This window comes from Paenibacillus sp. KACC 21273, assembly GCF_028736095.1.
Classification (GTDB): domain Bacteria; phylum Bacillota; class Bacilli; order Paenibacillales; family Paenibacillaceae; genus Saccharibacillus; species Saccharibacillus kyungheensis.
Genome location: NZ_CP117876.1, coordinates 4,829,967 through 4,845,026 on the forward strand (window position 1 = coordinate 4,829,967; position 15,060 = coordinate 4,845,026).

Annotated in this window: 14 protein-coding genes; 2 read left to right on the forward strand and 12 right to left on the reverse strand. The window is 39.8% G+C overall.

The genetic code is table 11. The annotated features are described in order from the left end of the window. Positions 1-65: 65 nt before the first annotated feature. The 4 genes from PQ460_RS21210 to PQ460_RS21225 all read right to left on the reverse strand — a co-directional run bounded on the left by PQ460_RS21210 (position 66) and on the right by PQ460_RS21225 (position 2,742). Positions 66-998 (reverse strand): ATP-binding cassette domain-containing protein, encoded by a 933-nt coding sequence (locus PQ460_RS21210; protein WP_274171089.1) that lies wholly within the window; start codon positions 996-998, stop codon positions 66-68. A 49-nt stretch (positions 999-1,047) separates the two neighbouring features. Continuing rightward, the gene (locus PQ460_RS21215) at positions 1,048-1,437 is read right to left on the reverse strand and encodes a GntR family transcriptional regulator (protein ID WP_274171090.1); all 390 of its coding nucleotides are present in this window, start codon (positions 1,435-1,437) and stop codon (positions 1,048-1,050) included. Positions 1,438-1,479: 42 nt separating this feature from the next. After that, positions 1,480-2,211, reverse strand: coding sequence for a hypothetical protein (locus PQ460_RS21220; RefSeq protein WP_274171091.1), 732 nt, complete (start codon positions 2,209-2,211; stop codon positions 1,480-1,482). A 342-nt stretch (positions 2,212-2,553) separates the two neighbouring features. After that, a complete protein-coding gene (locus tag PQ460_RS21225; protein ID WP_069329489.1) occupies positions 2,554-2,742 on the reverse strand; it encodes a hypothetical protein in 189 nt (62 codons plus the stop codon). A 633-nt stretch (positions 2,743-3,375) separates the two neighbouring features. Between PQ460_RS21225 and PQ460_RS21230 the strand changes: the two genes are divergently transcribed. Continuing rightward, positions 3,376-4,590: an MGDG synthase family glycosyltransferase gene (locus PQ460_RS21230; protein WP_274171092.1), complete on the forward strand. Its 1,215-nt coding sequence runs from the start codon at positions 3,376-3,378 to the stop codon at positions 4,588-4,590. A 97-nt stretch (positions 4,591-4,687) separates the two neighbouring features. On the opposite strand, the gene PQ460_RS21235 is transcribed toward PQ460_RS21230, so the two are convergent. Beyond that, entirely contained in the window at positions 4,688-5,266 is a 579-nt protein-coding gene (locus tag PQ460_RS21235; protein ID WP_273614706.1) for a xanthine phosphoribosyltransferase, read from the reverse strand. 644 nt (positions 5,267-5,910) lie between these two features. On the opposite strand from PQ460_RS21235, the gene PQ460_RS21240 reads away from it, so the two are divergent. Continuing rightward, positions 5,911-6,258 carry a helix-turn-helix domain-containing protein gene (locus tag PQ460_RS21240; protein WP_204826536.1) on the forward strand — a complete coding sequence of 116 codons (348 nt, stop codon included), beginning with the start codon at positions 5,911-5,913 and terminating at the stop codon, positions 6,256-6,258. Between the two features lie 195 nt (positions 6,259-6,453). On the opposite strand, the gene PQ460_RS21245 is transcribed toward PQ460_RS21240, so the two are convergent. The 7 genes from PQ460_RS21245 to PQ460_RS21275 all read right to left on the reverse strand — a co-directional run bounded on the left by PQ460_RS21245 (position 6,454) and on the right by PQ460_RS21275 (position 15,059). Further along, entirely contained in the window at positions 6,454-7,782 is a 1,329-nt protein-coding gene (locus PQ460_RS21245) for a UDP-glucose dehydrogenase family protein (RefSeq protein ID WP_274171093.1), read from the reverse strand. 321 nt (positions 7,783-8,103) lie between these two features. Continuing rightward, positions 8,104-9,285 carry a glycosyltransferase family protein gene (locus PQ460_RS21250; RefSeq protein ID WP_274171094.1) on the reverse strand — a complete coding sequence of 394 codons (1,182 nt, stop codon included), beginning with the start codon at positions 9,283-9,285 and terminating at the stop codon, positions 8,104-8,106. Next, on the reverse strand, positions 9,249-10,616 hold the full coding sequence (locus tag PQ460_RS21255) for a sugar phosphate nucleotidyltransferase (RefSeq protein ID WP_273614703.1): 1,368 nt from the start codon (positions 10,614-10,616) through the stop codon (positions 9,249-9,251). The genes PQ460_RS21250 and PQ460_RS21255 overlap by 37 nt, the downstream gene beginning before the upstream one ends. Before the next feature lie 59 nt (positions 10,617-10,675). Continuing rightward, on the reverse strand, positions 10,676-11,962 hold the full coding sequence (locus PQ460_RS21260; protein ID WP_273614702.1) for a glycosyltransferase family 4 protein: 1,287 nt from the start codon (positions 11,960-11,962) through the stop codon (positions 10,676-10,678). A 35-nt stretch (positions 11,963-11,997) separates the two neighbouring features. After that, positions 11,998-12,603 carry a putative colanic acid biosynthesis acetyltransferase gene (locus tag PQ460_RS21265; RefSeq protein ID WP_273614701.1) on the reverse strand — a complete coding sequence of 202 codons (606 nt, stop codon included), beginning with the start codon at positions 12,601-12,603 and terminating at the stop codon, positions 11,998-12,000. A 19-nt stretch (positions 12,604-12,622) separates the two neighbouring features. After that, complete coding sequence (locus tag PQ460_RS21270; RefSeq protein WP_273614700.1) at positions 12,623-13,876, reverse strand: glycosyltransferase; 1,254 nt, start codon at positions 13,874-13,876, stop codon at positions 12,623-12,625. After that, on the reverse strand, positions 13,806-15,059 hold the full coding sequence (locus PQ460_RS21275) for a hypothetical protein (protein WP_274171095.1): 1,254 nt from the start codon (positions 15,057-15,059) through the stop codon (positions 13,806-13,808). The genes PQ460_RS21270 and PQ460_RS21275 overlap by 71 nt, the downstream gene beginning before the upstream one ends. Between the last annotated feature and the right edge of the window lies 1 nt (position 15,060).

Consider the following 15,060-nt stretch of genomic DNA (forward strand, 5'->3'; position numbering starts at 1 on the left):
CTTTGGACTTGGGTCGCGCTTTTGGTTCCAAGCGCTTATCGTAAGATATTTTGCTAAAGCAAAAATCATTTTTTTATTTTACTTTGGTCGCGCTTTTGGTTCCAAGCGCTACGCCAATAGTATAACAAGTCTTCCCATTCTAGCCCTCTGGTCTGGGTAGGGATTCCGTTTTCAGCGGCGGTAGCTTCTAGTTGTAGAGCATCTGTGGTGATGATGCGTACAGATAGATCGGATTGTACTTCCCATGCGATAATACCATCGCAGTCGCGCAAGTTATGGATTACGTCGGTATCGCCTGCGCCGGCATTGATCCATATTTCTTTCCATTGTTGATAAAGTGTATCTTTTTCTTCAATTCCGTAGATAATACCGTCATTCATCAGCATGACATAATCGGCAAGTCGTTCTACTTCTTCCATCCGGTGAGTTGTAATGAGGATACTAAGATCACTGGTATCCATAAGTTGGTGCAATGTACGGATCATATCTTTCCAGGCAAACGGGTCTAGCCCGGAAGAAGGTTCATCCATCAGTAGCAAGTCCGGTGTAGTCGCAATAGCTGCGGCAAATTCAAACTTTTGTCGTTGCCCTTTGGAGACTTTGCTTAGATGGGTATTGGATGGTACTTGAAATTCAATCAACAACTGTTCAAACTTTTTTTGATTCCATTTAGGATACCAATGAGAACGGAAGCGAGCGGCTTCTAACGCTGTCATTCGATTTTCTTCAATCGACGAATGTTCTGATACATAAGCGATCCGCTGCCGAATATGAAGAGGTAACTCATCTTTCTCGGATTGACCGAACCATGTCATCCATCCTTGATCTGGATAAATCGTCTGCATCATCAGATTTAATAAGGTACTTTTTCCTGCTCCATTTTCACCGACAAGAACAGTAATATATCCTTGAGGTAATTCAAAATTAATCGGGCCAATCGTATGTTGACCTCGTGTTTTGTAGACTTCGTGTAATGAAATGACTGATTGTTCCTGCATAGCTGTTTCCTCCTTAGCTATATAATAGGCTTATCATTCAATAGTGTTGTTATGTTGTAAAATGTTGTTGTAATAACTCTGCAAACAATTGTTGCAATTGCTGTTGATCCCAGCCTAGAGCAGCACTTTTCTGAATAGCTTCATTCATAATTTTACGTACATTCTCTTCACTCATCTGAGTAAGTTGCCCTTGTTCGACTTTCATCACAAATGTTCCTGTTCCTTGACGTGTGCGTAACCATCCTTCGTTCTCCAAGTCTTGATAGACGCGTCGAATCGTAATCACACTACATTTCAGATCGGCGGCAAATTCACGAATAGAGGGTAATAATGTACCTTCTTGTAATGTTCCTCCAATAATGAGAGAACGTAATTGATTCTCCACCTGCCGATATAATGGCTCAGCACTATCTTCATTGATCTGCACAGGTATCTTCATACCTCTACCCCTCCTAACCGTTCCACTCTCAAATACATTATCTTAGACCAAATCTCTATGCCGTAATGTACGCCGAATGCCATAAATAGATAACGTCATACACACTATACCGACTCCAATAGCACTCCACATCAGCGGTGACGCTAATCTATATTTCATCGCTACTAATAAAAAGTTATTTGTGATATTCCAATCTAACCAGACACTCCCGATCGACAAGAGAATCAGTACAAAAATAGTGACAAACGTAAATTTGATATACTTTTTACCGGAAAGACTAAATTCAAAATATAAATAAAAACTCATTAATGCTACACAAAAGCCAGCCCAAGTGAGCGCAAAAGCAATATAAGAAACAAATGAAATATCTACTTCAAAACGAATTCTCATAATATACAAAATAGAGAAAAACAATGTCCAATTATATAAAAAGATAAGCGCCATCTGCTGAACTCTTCCCCATATAATCGCTGTTGAAGAAACAGGTAAAATACGAAGATAGACTAAATTTTTGGTGTAAGTATCTTCTTTTTGCAAATTAAACGCTCGTCTAGAAAAATCAGTTCCTAACAACGGTGCACAGATCAGCATAATAAAATCAGTTGTACTGGATTGTAAAAAGTGATTTTTCCCAGCCAGTGTACCTGTATAAAAAAGTAAACCTAATACTCCGCCCATATAAAGTACAAAGATCGTAGACCAGACAAACATCATCCGATTGTTCGAAAAATCTTTACGAGCTAATATCCAGCCAGACTTGAAATTCTCGCTCATCAATATACCCTCCATTCAGTGTGTATACTGTATATATCTATATACACAGTATACATTGTATATATACACTGTCAATAGATTTGGAGATATTCCTTTTTTTATTTTGGAGAGATGATGATTTATGTTATTAAAAAATCATCGATTTACGTTGTTATACGATTTTAAATATAAATTCCATCTCACAAAAGCACAAAAAAAGTCCTCTGGCGGTCAGTCGCCAAAGGACGGTATGTCTTGCTTTCATTAAATTACGAAAATAATCATCACATTCATTGTTCAGTTGTTACATAAAATTATAATCATTACATTTTCAATAATCGTCGCATGTGCTTACATACGTAATCAAGAGACGGACGAATCTAACTTAACAAGTTCATCCTCGACAAGAAGCGTGAGTTCTTCTTCGTATCCCCCGGTTATGTGATACTTGCGAACATATTCCTTAACAAATTTCTTTGGATCCTTAGGCCGAAAAATGCGTGTCATTTCCCGTAGACTTTCCTTGACTTCGTTGTGTCCTTTAGTTGCCATGGAATTCCCTCCCAAAACGTGCCTTGTTTTTGAGAACGCCGAAAAGATCCTTTGGTGTGTTTGTAGTTAGATATGAAGTTGTATCTCATCTGTGATCTTTTAGCACTTTCTGCGGGCATCTGACATATTACATACCCTTTAAGAGAAATGCTGAATCAATCCGGCTGAATGCTCTTATCTTCTTAGTACAAGGCTGATGTACCCGCATATGGTATATCCCTGCGCATGTGAGCGCCTCTCTAGTGTGTTGGTCGCTGTTAGCAACGTGTTCAACGCCAACCCTTATCTAAGCACCTTATTATTTTATAATATCATACTTTTTAAGATTATAGCACTTTTGTTTGTTAAAAAAAGGTACGAAATAGGTTAATTTTTTGGCGAATCTTTGTTGGATATATTGCGTATATGATATGTAATTCCGTTGCTTGGTCACTGTAGTCAAAAAGGTTGTCTCTAAAAGGATTGTACAGGGTAAACAATAAGAGAACGTTGCTTTTTCTTTTCTATTTGCTATAGTCATCCAGCCCATATTGGATTATCTATAACCGCTCGTGCTATGCTCAAGTTCAGGCAACCTATAGAAGCAGCTTTTTATGGAAATAGAATACATTTGGCTTAGAAAGGAATTTTCGTATGCCGCACAATTCGTCTTCGATTCTAATCGTATATGCAAGCTATGGTCATGGACATTATCAAGCTGCCAAATCGTTGCAAGCTAGTCTGTTAGAACGTGGTGTTCCACATGTAACATTACTGGATGTGATGGCTGAATCTCATCCATGGATCAACAAAATAACCCAGTTTATTTATATGCAAAGCTTCACTACGATTCCTCATTTATATGGATGGGTGTATTATAATACCCGCAAAATGAAAGCCACTTCGTTATTTGGCAAAGCACTTCATTCATTGGGAATACGAAGCTTGCAAGCTGTGTTGGAGCAGGAACAACCTGATCTGGTGATTCATACGTTTCCACAATTGGTGTTGCCTACTATGAAAAAGCGCTGGCAACTAACGATGCCACTTGTCAATATACTAACCGATTATGATCTACATGGACGCTGGCTTCATCCTCATATCGATCATTACTATGTATCTTCTACCGATATGAAGCAAGATATGTTAGCTCAGGGTGTACCACCAGAGCGGATTAGCGTTTCAGGTATTCCTTTACGTGCTGACTTCGATCGGAATCTATTCACAGCCCAGCATCCAGTAACAGACGTACCTGATCGCAAGCAACTTCGTATTCAAGCTGGATTAATACCTGAACACAAAACAGTTCTATTGCTTGCCGGTGCTTATGGGGTACTCAAAAATGTTCGTGAAGTGTGTGACCAACTTGCTGAGCGTACAGATACACAAGTGATAGTAATTTGCGGTAAAAATGAATCTTTGTTACAAGAGTTAGCTAGTCACTATAGCGAACATCCTGCGTTTACGATTATAGGTTTTACAGATCGGATGAGTGAATGGATGATGATGAGTGATTGTGTAATCACCAAGCCTGGCGGGGTGACGGTGGCTGAATGTATTCATTGTGAATTACCTCTTTTTCTACTCAAGCCTGTACCGGGACAAGAATTAGCCAATGCGCTGTATTTGCAATCGTATCAAGCTGCTGAAGTATGCGACTCTTCTTCTGCTCTAGCTAAACGGCTTATGACAGCACTGGATCAACCAGAAATTCTACAACATATGCAGACACAGCTACGAACTCTTCAGACTCCTCAAGCCGCAAGCTATATTGCAGATGATCTGATTGAACGCTATCTGTCTCAAGCACACGCTGCTCAGTTACGATCTGTATCGCTCAAGCCTAATTTACAAACCACTATAAATTAGACTTCAATGGAGCGATCCAGCGCACTGTAGAGCTAACACATAATACAAACTATCTATTTCTATTCCATAAAGCAATACCATCATGACTGTGAATCTATCAAGGTGTGTCTACAAATTGAACCTGTCCGTTATCTAATGAGCGGATTCGCACCAGCGATTCTAACCGATATCCTTCATCGATCAACAATTGCGCTCCTGGTTGGAACGACTTTTCGATCACGATGCCGATTCCTACTACTTCTGCTCCTGCTTGTTTGACTATACGGGCAAGTCCAGAAGCGGCTTCTCCGTTCGCTAGAAAGTCATCAATAATAAGTACCCGGTCACCTGGCTTGATAAATTTTTTGGAGACGGTGATATCATTGCTCTGCTTTTTGGTATACGAATATACGGTTTCTACAAAGATATCTTCAGTAAGAGTCAGTGACTTTTGTTTACGTGCAAATATCAATGGCACACCAAACTCTAATGCTGTCATAATGCCGGGAGCGATTCCTGAAGACTCAATAGTCAGAATAGTCGTTACACCGGTATCTGCGAATAATTGCGTAAATGCTTTACCGATTTCTTTCATTAATAGCGGATCCATCTGATGATTCAGAAAGGAATCTACTTTCAGAACCTGCCCTTCCAAAACGATACCTTCATTGATTACTTTTTGACGAAGCAATTCCATTATTGTATTCCTCCTTGAGTAAATATAACGAATAGGATCAAGCTAAAGTATCTAAACTATATCATGTCTGCTTCGCTTCTACCTGTAAGATGTTCTTCAATATTAATTAATTTATTTTTAATAATTTATGTTATTTGTCCAAATACCATAGTAAAAAATAATAAAGTAATGGTATAGTAGGACTATATAACTATTATTCATTTATATGTAAAGTAAGTTCATAATATTTTTCTAAATTCCGATATATAAAGTGATCCATACTACCTTATTTTTACGTACATTTTTTATATACAATTTTTGGTTATTGAGTAAATAAATAACTAAGTAGTTAAGTTATATGTTGTATACTTAGATTTTACATAAAACAGCATATGCAATTTTACCTAATCAGTATATATACTAAGATATATATCCCATAGACTCCACTCTTTATAATTTATCTACTAAATTAGTATATAGCCGTATAACAACGCATATCGTCGAAATAGGGAGTATGATTGATATTATAAGCTAGTTAGGAATTGTATTTATATAGGCAATAATAACTTCACATGATATAATATGTATTATTGTCTGCGGCTTTTTTCCTAACTGTAACAGCATCCAAGTCGCACACATTTTAGGTTATTTAGGGGGTTTTTGTATTGTTCGCCAAACGCCTCAAACTACTTCGCAAAAGGCGAAATATGTCGATGAAGGAAGTTGCAGATCATGTAGGAGTAGCCAAAAGCACGTATGCAGGCTACGAGTCCGGATACAGACAACCCACTTTGGAAACGATCCAATCTATCGCTAAAAAATTGAGTACTACTTCTGATTATTTACTCGGTTTGACCGAAGAATTTGATCCTGCTCAACAAAATACGAATGCACGCGAATTTTTAAATTATACTCAACTTCATTGGGACGGTGTTCCTTTAGAAGAAGAAGATCTTCAATTGATTCGTCAATTGTTAGAGCGTGTTGTCAGAGATCGTTCCCATACACAGTGAAATTTCCATTCTATTTCTCTTGATTAGCGCCGATTGAGCGTGCTGATAATCAACTACGATATACACCTGAAGCTCTTTTATTTGCTAGTGATGATCGATAGATGTTCTGATCCTCATATCTGAATACAACAGCAAAAAAACCGACACTGAAGTTGATCTTCAGCGTCGGTTTTTGCTATAGGTTAGAATCTTTGATTATGATTGAGTTGCGATAAAGCTATCACGAAGCAATGCTGGACGACCCATAGAATGGTAATCGAAGCCTGTTTCTTTGACACGTTTAGCGCTATATACATTACGTCCATCAACAAGTACGGATTGGTTCATAACAGCTTCGACTTCTTTAAGATCGATATTGACGAACTCGCCCCACTCGGTTAACAAGCAGACTGCATCGCAACCACGAGCCGCTTCTAGCGCACTCTCTGCAAAAGTAATAGACTCATGATCATATTCACGACGGAAGTTTTCTGCTGCTACTGGATCAAATACTTGTGGTTTGGCACCGAATTCTACTAATTTCGGTACGATCTCCAAGGATGGTGCTTCACGAATATCATCTGTATCTGGTTTGAACGCTAGACCCCAGACAGCGATTTTTTTACCTTGCAATGTACCTAATGCTTCTAACAACTTATCAACGATTCCCCAGCGTTGTGCTTGGTTGACTTCAACTACAGATTTGAGTAATTTAAAGTCATACTCTACATTACCTGCGATTTGGATCAAAGCATGAGTATCTTTCGGGAAGCAAGAACCACCATAACCGATACCCGCATTCAAGAATGAAGGTCCGATACGACGATCTAATCCCATCCCTTTAGCTACTTCGTCAACATCTGCGCCTACTTTGTCACAGATATTAGCAATTTCGTTGATAAATGAAATCTTTGTTGCAAGGAACGCATTCGATGCGTATTTGATCATTTCTGCACTACGGATATCGGTTACAACTAGATTTTCTGTTAATGGACGGTGCAATTCAAGTAGCAAGTCTGCTGCTTGTTGTGTCTGTACACCCAATACCAGACGATCTGGATTAAATGCATCTTTAACCGCAGAACCTTCACGTAAAAATTCTGGAATCGAAGCTGTATCAAAAGGTTGATCTGTCAAAGAAGCAATAATGCTGTTTACGCGCTCATTGGTTCCAACAGGTACTGTACTTTTCACAGCGACAACCGTGTACCCTTTCATAGAAAGAGCAATTTCACGAGCTGCTGCTTCGATATATTGTAGATCGGCTTCACCGGAAGGAAGTGGTGGAGTACCTACTGCAATAATCACGAGATCCGATTCGGATACCGGTCCACTCAAGTCCGTTGTAAATGTTAATCGTCCTGCTTCTACATTCTTCATCATCATTTCTTGAAGACCTGGTTCGTAGATCGGGATGCCACCGCTTTGCAATGTTTCGATCTTAGAAGCAATTTTGTCCACACAACGCACGTTGTTTCCTATTTCTGAAAAGCAGACACCTGATACCAAACCTACATAACCTGTACCTATTACAGTAATATTCATCATTACCACTCCTGTTCCTTATTTGTAATTTTATATTTCAAAACAGATTGAGTATGTTATTCCAAAACCTCTATTCATCTATCCCGTAGTTCAACCGATATAGTATTTATAAGAAATTGATTCATTTGTCAGATTGACAGATTCAATCTAGTACGGATTCAATCTATGATTGGACAAATATTTTTCAATCTCATTCTATATTTGGAGGCTGACCATTATGAGATATCAAACTAATCCAACATTTGCAAAAGGATGCCTATGGGGCACTGCAATTTCACTATTATTATGGGGTGCTATCGTCTGGATCGTTATGCACTAAGTTCAGACTACTTTTACATGATGTAAAAGATTCTGAATATAATCAGCAATCTCTATCAGAGTTGAGCTGGATACATGATGATCAGTGCTTGACACTTTGCTTGGTGGCGAATGCTCAAGCTCATCTATCCGATCCTCAGCCGCAAATGTAAGTTGCTGAATCTCTTCCCATGACATCAAGTACAAAGGATGATCGACAGGAACAGCTGCAATCGTATGACGATCTTCATAAAAGTGACTGCGATTAAGCAAAATGAGTGGCTTTGCTAACTCGATCGCTTCACAGACGGTGCCCCATCCTGGCTTGGTTATCACCAGATTGGCGGCAGCTACATAATTCTGTGATTCGGTATATTGATCAGGAATCTGCAAGACATTGGGATGGTCAATATCCATATTGGAAGATACGATAAATACGCAATCTTCACTATCCCACAGTTCCATCGTTGACCAATGATCTACCTGTATACTACGACCTAAGCCAAAAAAGATAATTTTGCGTTTTCCAGTCGGATCTAATACTGTGCGAATACGTTCGACTTCCTGAAGATCAGGCTGTCTGCAAAAGAATCCAGTATCTATCCGGCATTTGCGTCCCCATTGTGGTTCAGCACAACCGGCTAGACTGATAAAATGATCCATCTGCGCGTATGCTTCGCGTAGCTGATTCAGATCTGACTTGTCCAACATATCTTGATAAGCGGTGTACCATGTAAAGTTGGAAATACCTAACGACTCTACACCTGCACGCTGTGCTGCAACGAATGGAATCGGTGAAATATCACTAATAACCAGTTGTGCTTGCACATTTTCTAAAAATTGCTGTTCTTGGGTAACTCTTTCTTCAAACAACGACATATCGAGGTTATATTGTTGTCTAAGGCCTTGTATATCTGCTGCTATCGAATCATTGTGTAACACATAACCCGTATCCGAGAATATGCTTCTGAATTCGATATGGTGATCTTGATGAATCGATGACATCATTTGTGATTGCAACGAATCTATTAAAAACGGTAATGCTTTGCCACAATTCACGATTAAGCGGATAGGTGCATCTTGATGTCGCTCTAATATCGTGCGGATAATCGCGATACTTCGAGTCGCATGTCCATATCCATAATCTGAAATGTAATAACAAATGGTGATCAAATCTTCATGCAGTTTTGTTCGATCTCTTCCCATGAATGGAATAGCTCCACAATTTGATCGTTCTGCGCATTGAAGCCCGTTTGGACAACGATCACTTCTAGATCCTTCACTGCACGGATACTATGAAGTGCTTTGACTGGAATATGCAGTACGTTCCCTGCTCTTACCCGCATCATGTTACCGTTTAGCACAAATTCACCTTCGCCTTTAACGACTGTCCATACTTCTTCACGATCGGTATGAGACTGATAACTCAGGTTCTTACCTTCTTGCAGACCGATACGCTTCGTTAGTACACAGCGTCCGTCTTCATACTTCTGATCATCCAATACAACAACCCAGCCCCATTGACGCTCTTCATACATAGGACCTTGATCAAAATTCACTAATTCTTTCAGACGTGGACTGGATGCTTTATCTGATACCAGAATACCGTCCGGGCTAACAGCAACAACAACATCTTTCATACCTAAAATCGTGACAGGTACGTTCGTTTCGTTCACCAGATGTGTATTTTCACAATCTTCACTGATAATACCGCGTCCGATTTGTACGCTGCTCATTTCCTCGGTCAATGTATTCCATGTACCTAAGTCTTTCCAGTAGCCGGTATATGGAAGAGCAATAATGTTATTCGCTTGCTCGACAACTTCATAGTCAAAACTGATTTTTGGTAAACGATCATATTGTTTAAGGAATTGCTCGTATTGAATAGGCAATCCTTTTTCTTCAAGTAAGCTAATCAGATAGCCTAGTTTGAAAGCAAACACACCACAGTTCCACAGTGCATTTTCAGCAATTAATTGTTCTGCATATTCTTCGGTCGGTTTTTCTTGGAAACGACTTACTTTGCGTAGACCGGTTTCTGTTGTTTCACCTGACGGAATAATATATCCGTATTTAGAAGAAGGATAGGTTGGTTCTACACCGATTAGTGCGATATCCGCATCAGATTCTTGTAGTGCCATTTCCATACTTTTTACAGTGTCAAAAAACATATTGTCTACATAAGGATCGACCGGCAAAATCGTAATGACTTCATCCAAGCTGACACCTTCCATAGAATATAGATAGGTTGCTGCAAGTGCTATAGCAGGAAACGTATCTCTTCGTTCTGGCTCAATAATAAGGGGTACATCAGCACCGACTTGACTCCGCATAATCTCGACTTGAGATTGACCAGTTGCGATAAGGCTAGACTCGCTTAATCCACAAGCATCCAATTGATTCCATACACGCTGAACCATCGATACCAGTTCACCTTTTTCATTTTCCAGTACTCTCAAAAATTGTTTTGATCTTGCATCGTTAGACAGAGGCCACAAACGCTTACCTGAACCTCCAGATAAAAGGATAAGTTTCACTCCAATCCCTCCCATTTCTTTTTTAGTATGTTACGGATGGTTGGTCGTTCCGACTATATTTATCTTGATTCAGAAACCATAGTTGTTGACGGGGACTGTGTCGCCATGGATAACAATAGCTGACGATATTTTTCCAGCGATACATCGCGGCGTAAATATTTTTCCAGATAATCCCGTCCATTCTGACCGATCGCTTGAATTTCTTCAGCATCCATCTCGTACAGACGACGAAGTTGAATCGCAATATCCTCATAATTTTGAGGTTCTGCTACCAGTCCACAAGCTCCTTCGACAATAAGGCGATGTGCTTCACTACCTGATTCAAGAACACCAAGCACTGCTTTACCAGCCGCCATCACGCCGTAGATTTTACTTGGAACGGAGACCCCTTTGATGCCTTTCTGATTCACGACCAGATGAACATCAGCAGCATTAAGCGAATATTTCAAATCCTCTTTCGGTTGGAAAGGGAGAAAACACACTTGACCGGATTGTTCGAGTCCATGTTGTGCTGCATATTCCTGCATCTTTTTCTTCACCGCACCTTCTCCGATAAAAGCAAAGACCAGATTTTTGCAATCTTTTAGACCCGGTATAATCGTCATTAGATTTTCCAGATCATAATACAGACCCAGATTACCGGAATACATCACCACGAATTTGTCTTGCCAGCCATGATCGGCAATAAACTTGGCAACTCGTGGATGATTTTTGTCCAACGGAACGATTTCTTCTTCATTCGTCCAGTTGTTAATGACGGTATTTTCGATATGCTTGCGTCCACCAAAGCGGTTAACCAACGTCTCCTGCATATCTTTACCAACAGTAATGATATGATCTGCCATCGAGCAATTGATATTATCGATCGCACGAGCCACATTGAAGATCCATTGACGCTTGGTGTACCCAACAGCTTCTGCTTGCTCAGGATTGAAATCTTGAATATTGTAGATATGTTTGGAACGTTTGAATAATTTGCCTATCGTACCGATCAGTCCACCTAATACCGGCGGTGTAGAGATCGTGTAGATAAAGTCTGTATTTTTTTGCTTCAATAACAAGTAAGTCGCATAGAAGAAGTATGTGGAAATATACTTGATCCGGCTGAACTTACTTTGCTTATCGACCTCAGGAAGACGAATACGAATCACTTTAATATTTTCAAGGTGATCGGTAATATAGCGACCTTTCGGTGCGGCTTCGCCTCCATAACCTGGAGGACATTCAGCAATAACTGTAATATCAAAGTCATGTTGTAAGTACAGACATAACTCGGTTAATAATTGTCCCGTTGATGCATAGTCGGGATAAAAGTAGTTAATGACAAAAACTATTTTTGGTTTCACACTCATCCCTCTTTTGTCTATAGGACTCATTTGATTTACTTGATACGGTGTACTTGAGCAATCGAAGCCACTGAATTTTCTTTGGTCACTTCTTCAGGAAAACGATACTTGTGAAAAGCAGCCGGAAAACCGATATGCACTTCATTTGCTGGAATGTCTTTGAAAATCGTACTGCGTGCTCCTGCAACACCTAATTCGTGAATCGTTACGCCTGGATAGACAAATACGTCGCTTGCTACCCATGCGCCATCTTTTATCGTAATCGGCTTTGTAATCAATCCAAACGTTGGATCGTTCAGCTTATGACTTCCTGTACACAGATAGGAATTCTGGGAAATGACACAATGACTACCGATCACAATCTCATCTAGACTGTAAAATTCAACATTGTCTCCGATCCATGAATACTCACCGATCGTAACTTTCCATGGATACGTAAATTTAGCCGATGGACGAACATGAACACCGAGTCCAAGCTTCGCTCCAAAGCTGTTGAGAAGAAATCTTCTCCAGTTGTACATGTTATGCAGGGAGAAGCGGAATAATGTTCCTTGTACAAACCACCAGAGTAGACAATATAGCCCTGATCTTCCGCGCGAATACTCCGCTTGCGAATATTGATCCAGTCTAATATTTACCATCTTCATCCCTCCTTCCCGCTTATTTCATTGAAGTGGATTCTGAATAAACCACTTTTTCTTGCGTACCTCCGTTGATTGCACGATTGAGCACTTTGTCTAACTTGTCAGCAACGACTTTATGCGAACAATCACTGATTAACCATTGCATCGCACGAGCTGGATATAGGCTGTATTGTGCTGGATGACGCAAAATTTCGTTAATCGCTGCGGCTAATTCTTGTGCATTATCATTGCCATAGGTTACAAACATATTCTGATTAATCAGATTGATATCGGATACGCCAGAAGTTAGAACCAATTTGCCATATTTGATATATTCGACCACTTTAGAAGGGAACGAACATTCACTGAATAGAATCTTTTCACGCTGTGTATTTACAAATAAATCTGCTTGCTCCATCAATGCCGCATAGTCGTTATCATCCAGAAAACCATGGAATGTGATATTGATACGTGCATTAGACTGGCTCGCGATAAACTGTTTTACTTTTTCTTCTAACGGACCATAGCCTGTAATATCTAATTGAATCATGCGCTCGGTGTTCACGTGGGGGAGCGCTTCAAGCAGAATTTCAATACCACGGTCGTAATCGAGTCGTCCAGAGTACACCATACGGAATGGCCGATCAGCAGTACCTAGATTCACTTCCTGCACAGGCTTGAGCTTCGCAGGATGAACTGTACCTCCACGAACCACTGTATAGTTGTCGGTGCGAATTCTTTTCTTGAGTACAGAAGTAACAAGTACAGCACCATCTAACAATTTGTTGGCAAATTTCTCTACCATTACGGTTAGCTTTTTGTAGTACTTATTCGTTTCTGTTACAGCGTAGATCCCATCTTCATACTCAACGATAAGCGGCACACGATACAGCATTTTGAACAACATCGCTGGTAACGCTGTTTCTAGACGATAGTTGTAGAAAATCACAGCACGTGATTCTCCTTTATGCGCCCGATTCCAACGAACCAGTTGAAAAAAGGTCGTAAACAGTGTCAAAAACAGACTGATAAATTTCGCATCCACCGTTGCCGGATAAATGACTTCACTTCGATGTCCAATCGAATAACGATCTGCGCTAAAAAAACGAAATGTATTCTTTTTGAGTAGCAATGGTGAGATAACCGTAATCTGGTTATCTCCTTCCTCCAACGCATGCAAGATACAGTCAATTTTTTTATTGCCTGCCGTATGTTTTGAGCTATATCCCCTTTTCTGGTGCAATTGCTCGTCCACGTAAGGGGCTACGTAAGCGATTGACTTCGTTTCCATGGAGTTGTTCACCACTCTTTAATTTTTGTTCTGAAGCTTTTATATCGAAAAACATTAACATAACGAACAATGGCTGAAAGATCATATTTTCAGTAGAAAAGACTATGATCAGTGCAATAAAGATCAGTATGCTTTGAAACACACTGCCGATTGCTCGCTGTAATCTTGAATAATAGTAGATCAACATAATCAGTAGTAATGGTAAGCCAAATTGATAACCAAAGGTCAGTAATGAATTTGAAGAATCACCTATTCCATACCGTTCCATCAGTACGCTATTGTTCTGGAAGCCCCAACCGACGAGCGGTTTCTCGATCATTAGCTCCAGATTCGATGTCGTATCCAGTGATCGGCGATCAAATGATTGATTGCCATCCTGAAACTTATCTGCAATAACACCACTTTGACTTTCAAAATAAATCAGCGGAATTAACAGCAATAACGGAATAATAAGTTGCGTCATTTGCTTGCGTTTACCGCTACGGATAAGATAAGCGAAGTAGATCAATCCGCAGATCATATATCCGGAAGTGGACATCGTTGTGAGTAATGTACCGGTAACGAGAATCAATTTCCATTTGGGCAGCTTCCGGTTGGTGAACAGCATCAGGAAAATGCCCAAATTCAGAAAGACTTGAAAAGCACCAGGTTCCCAGAAGATCCCCTGATTTCGTGACATATTCCAATTCCCATATACATAAAATGGTGTGATTCGATAAACACCATTCCATACATCGACTGTGGGGAATGTCGATCTTACAAATTCAGGGCTAACTACACCCAGAGCATAGAACGGTAAGCTTAGCAAAGCCAACGCGACGATAATCCACTGATAACTTTTACCAGCTTGCTGGATATCCAGACGATTGATAATCATAAAAATCGCTAGAATTTTGAGGATCAATCCACCATAGCCGCCCACATTATCGCGATACAGTAACATGTTGAATAAGATGAAAGCTAAGATCACCATTAAAGTCAAAAAGTGCTTGGGTTCAATCCGCTTCGGAAAGTAGAACACTACCGCTGTTGCGAACAGAATCATAATAAAGAGGGAATAATATAATTTGCCGAATAATACAGAACCCGACGTAATGACAATAAGTACCATCGTAATAAAGATGATGAGCTTATTTTTGACGGTAATATCTATTTTTGGCGACAAACTCTGTGCATTCAGCATA

What these genes read in the sequence shown, in the direction of transcription:
- PQ460_RS21210 (WP_274171089.1), bottom strand. Translation starts at nt 998, where the DNA reads ATGCAGGAACAATCAGTCATTTCATTACACGAAGTCTACAAAACACGA.
- PQ460_RS21220 (WP_274171091.1), bottom strand. Translation starts at nt 2,211, where the DNA reads ATGAGCGAGAATTTCAAGTCTGGCTGGATATTAGCTCGTAAAGATTTT.
- PQ460_RS21265 (WP_273614701.1), bottom strand. Translation starts at nt 12,603, where the DNA reads ATGGTAAATATTAGACTGGATCAATATTCGCAAGCGGAGTATTCGCGC.
- PQ460_RS21235 (WP_273614706.1), bottom strand. Translation starts at nt 5,266, where the DNA reads ATGGAATTGCTTCGTCAAAAAGTAATCAATGAAGGTATCGTTTTGGAA.
- PQ460_RS21245 (WP_274171093.1), bottom strand. Translation starts at nt 7,782, where the DNA reads ATGAATATTACTGTAATAGGTACAGGTTATGTAGGTTTGGTATCAGGT.
- PQ460_RS21230 (WP_274171092.1), top strand. Translation starts at nt 3,376, where the DNA reads ATGCCGCACAATTCGTCTTCGATTCTAATCGTATATGCAAGCTATGGT.
- PQ460_RS21270 (WP_273614700.1), bottom strand. Translation starts at nt 13,876, where the DNA reads ATGGAAACGAAGTCAATCGCTTACGTAGCCCCTTACGTGGACGAGCAA.
- PQ460_RS21250 (WP_274171094.1), bottom strand. Translation starts at nt 9,285, where the DNA reads ATGGGAAGAGATCGAACAAAACTGCATGAAGATTTGATCACCATTTGT.
- PQ460_RS21215 (WP_274171090.1), bottom strand. Translation starts at nt 1,437, where the DNA reads ATGAAGATACCTGTGCAGATCAATGAAGATAGTGCTGAGCCATTATAT.
- PQ460_RS21225 (WP_069329489.1), bottom strand. Translation starts at nt 2,742, where the DNA reads ATGGCAACTAAAGGACACAACGAAGTCAAGGAAAGTCTACGGGAAATG.
- PQ460_RS21275 (WP_274171095.1), bottom strand. Translation starts at nt 15,059, where the DNA reads ATGCTGAATGCACAGAGTTTGTCGCCAAAAATAGATATTACCGTCAAA.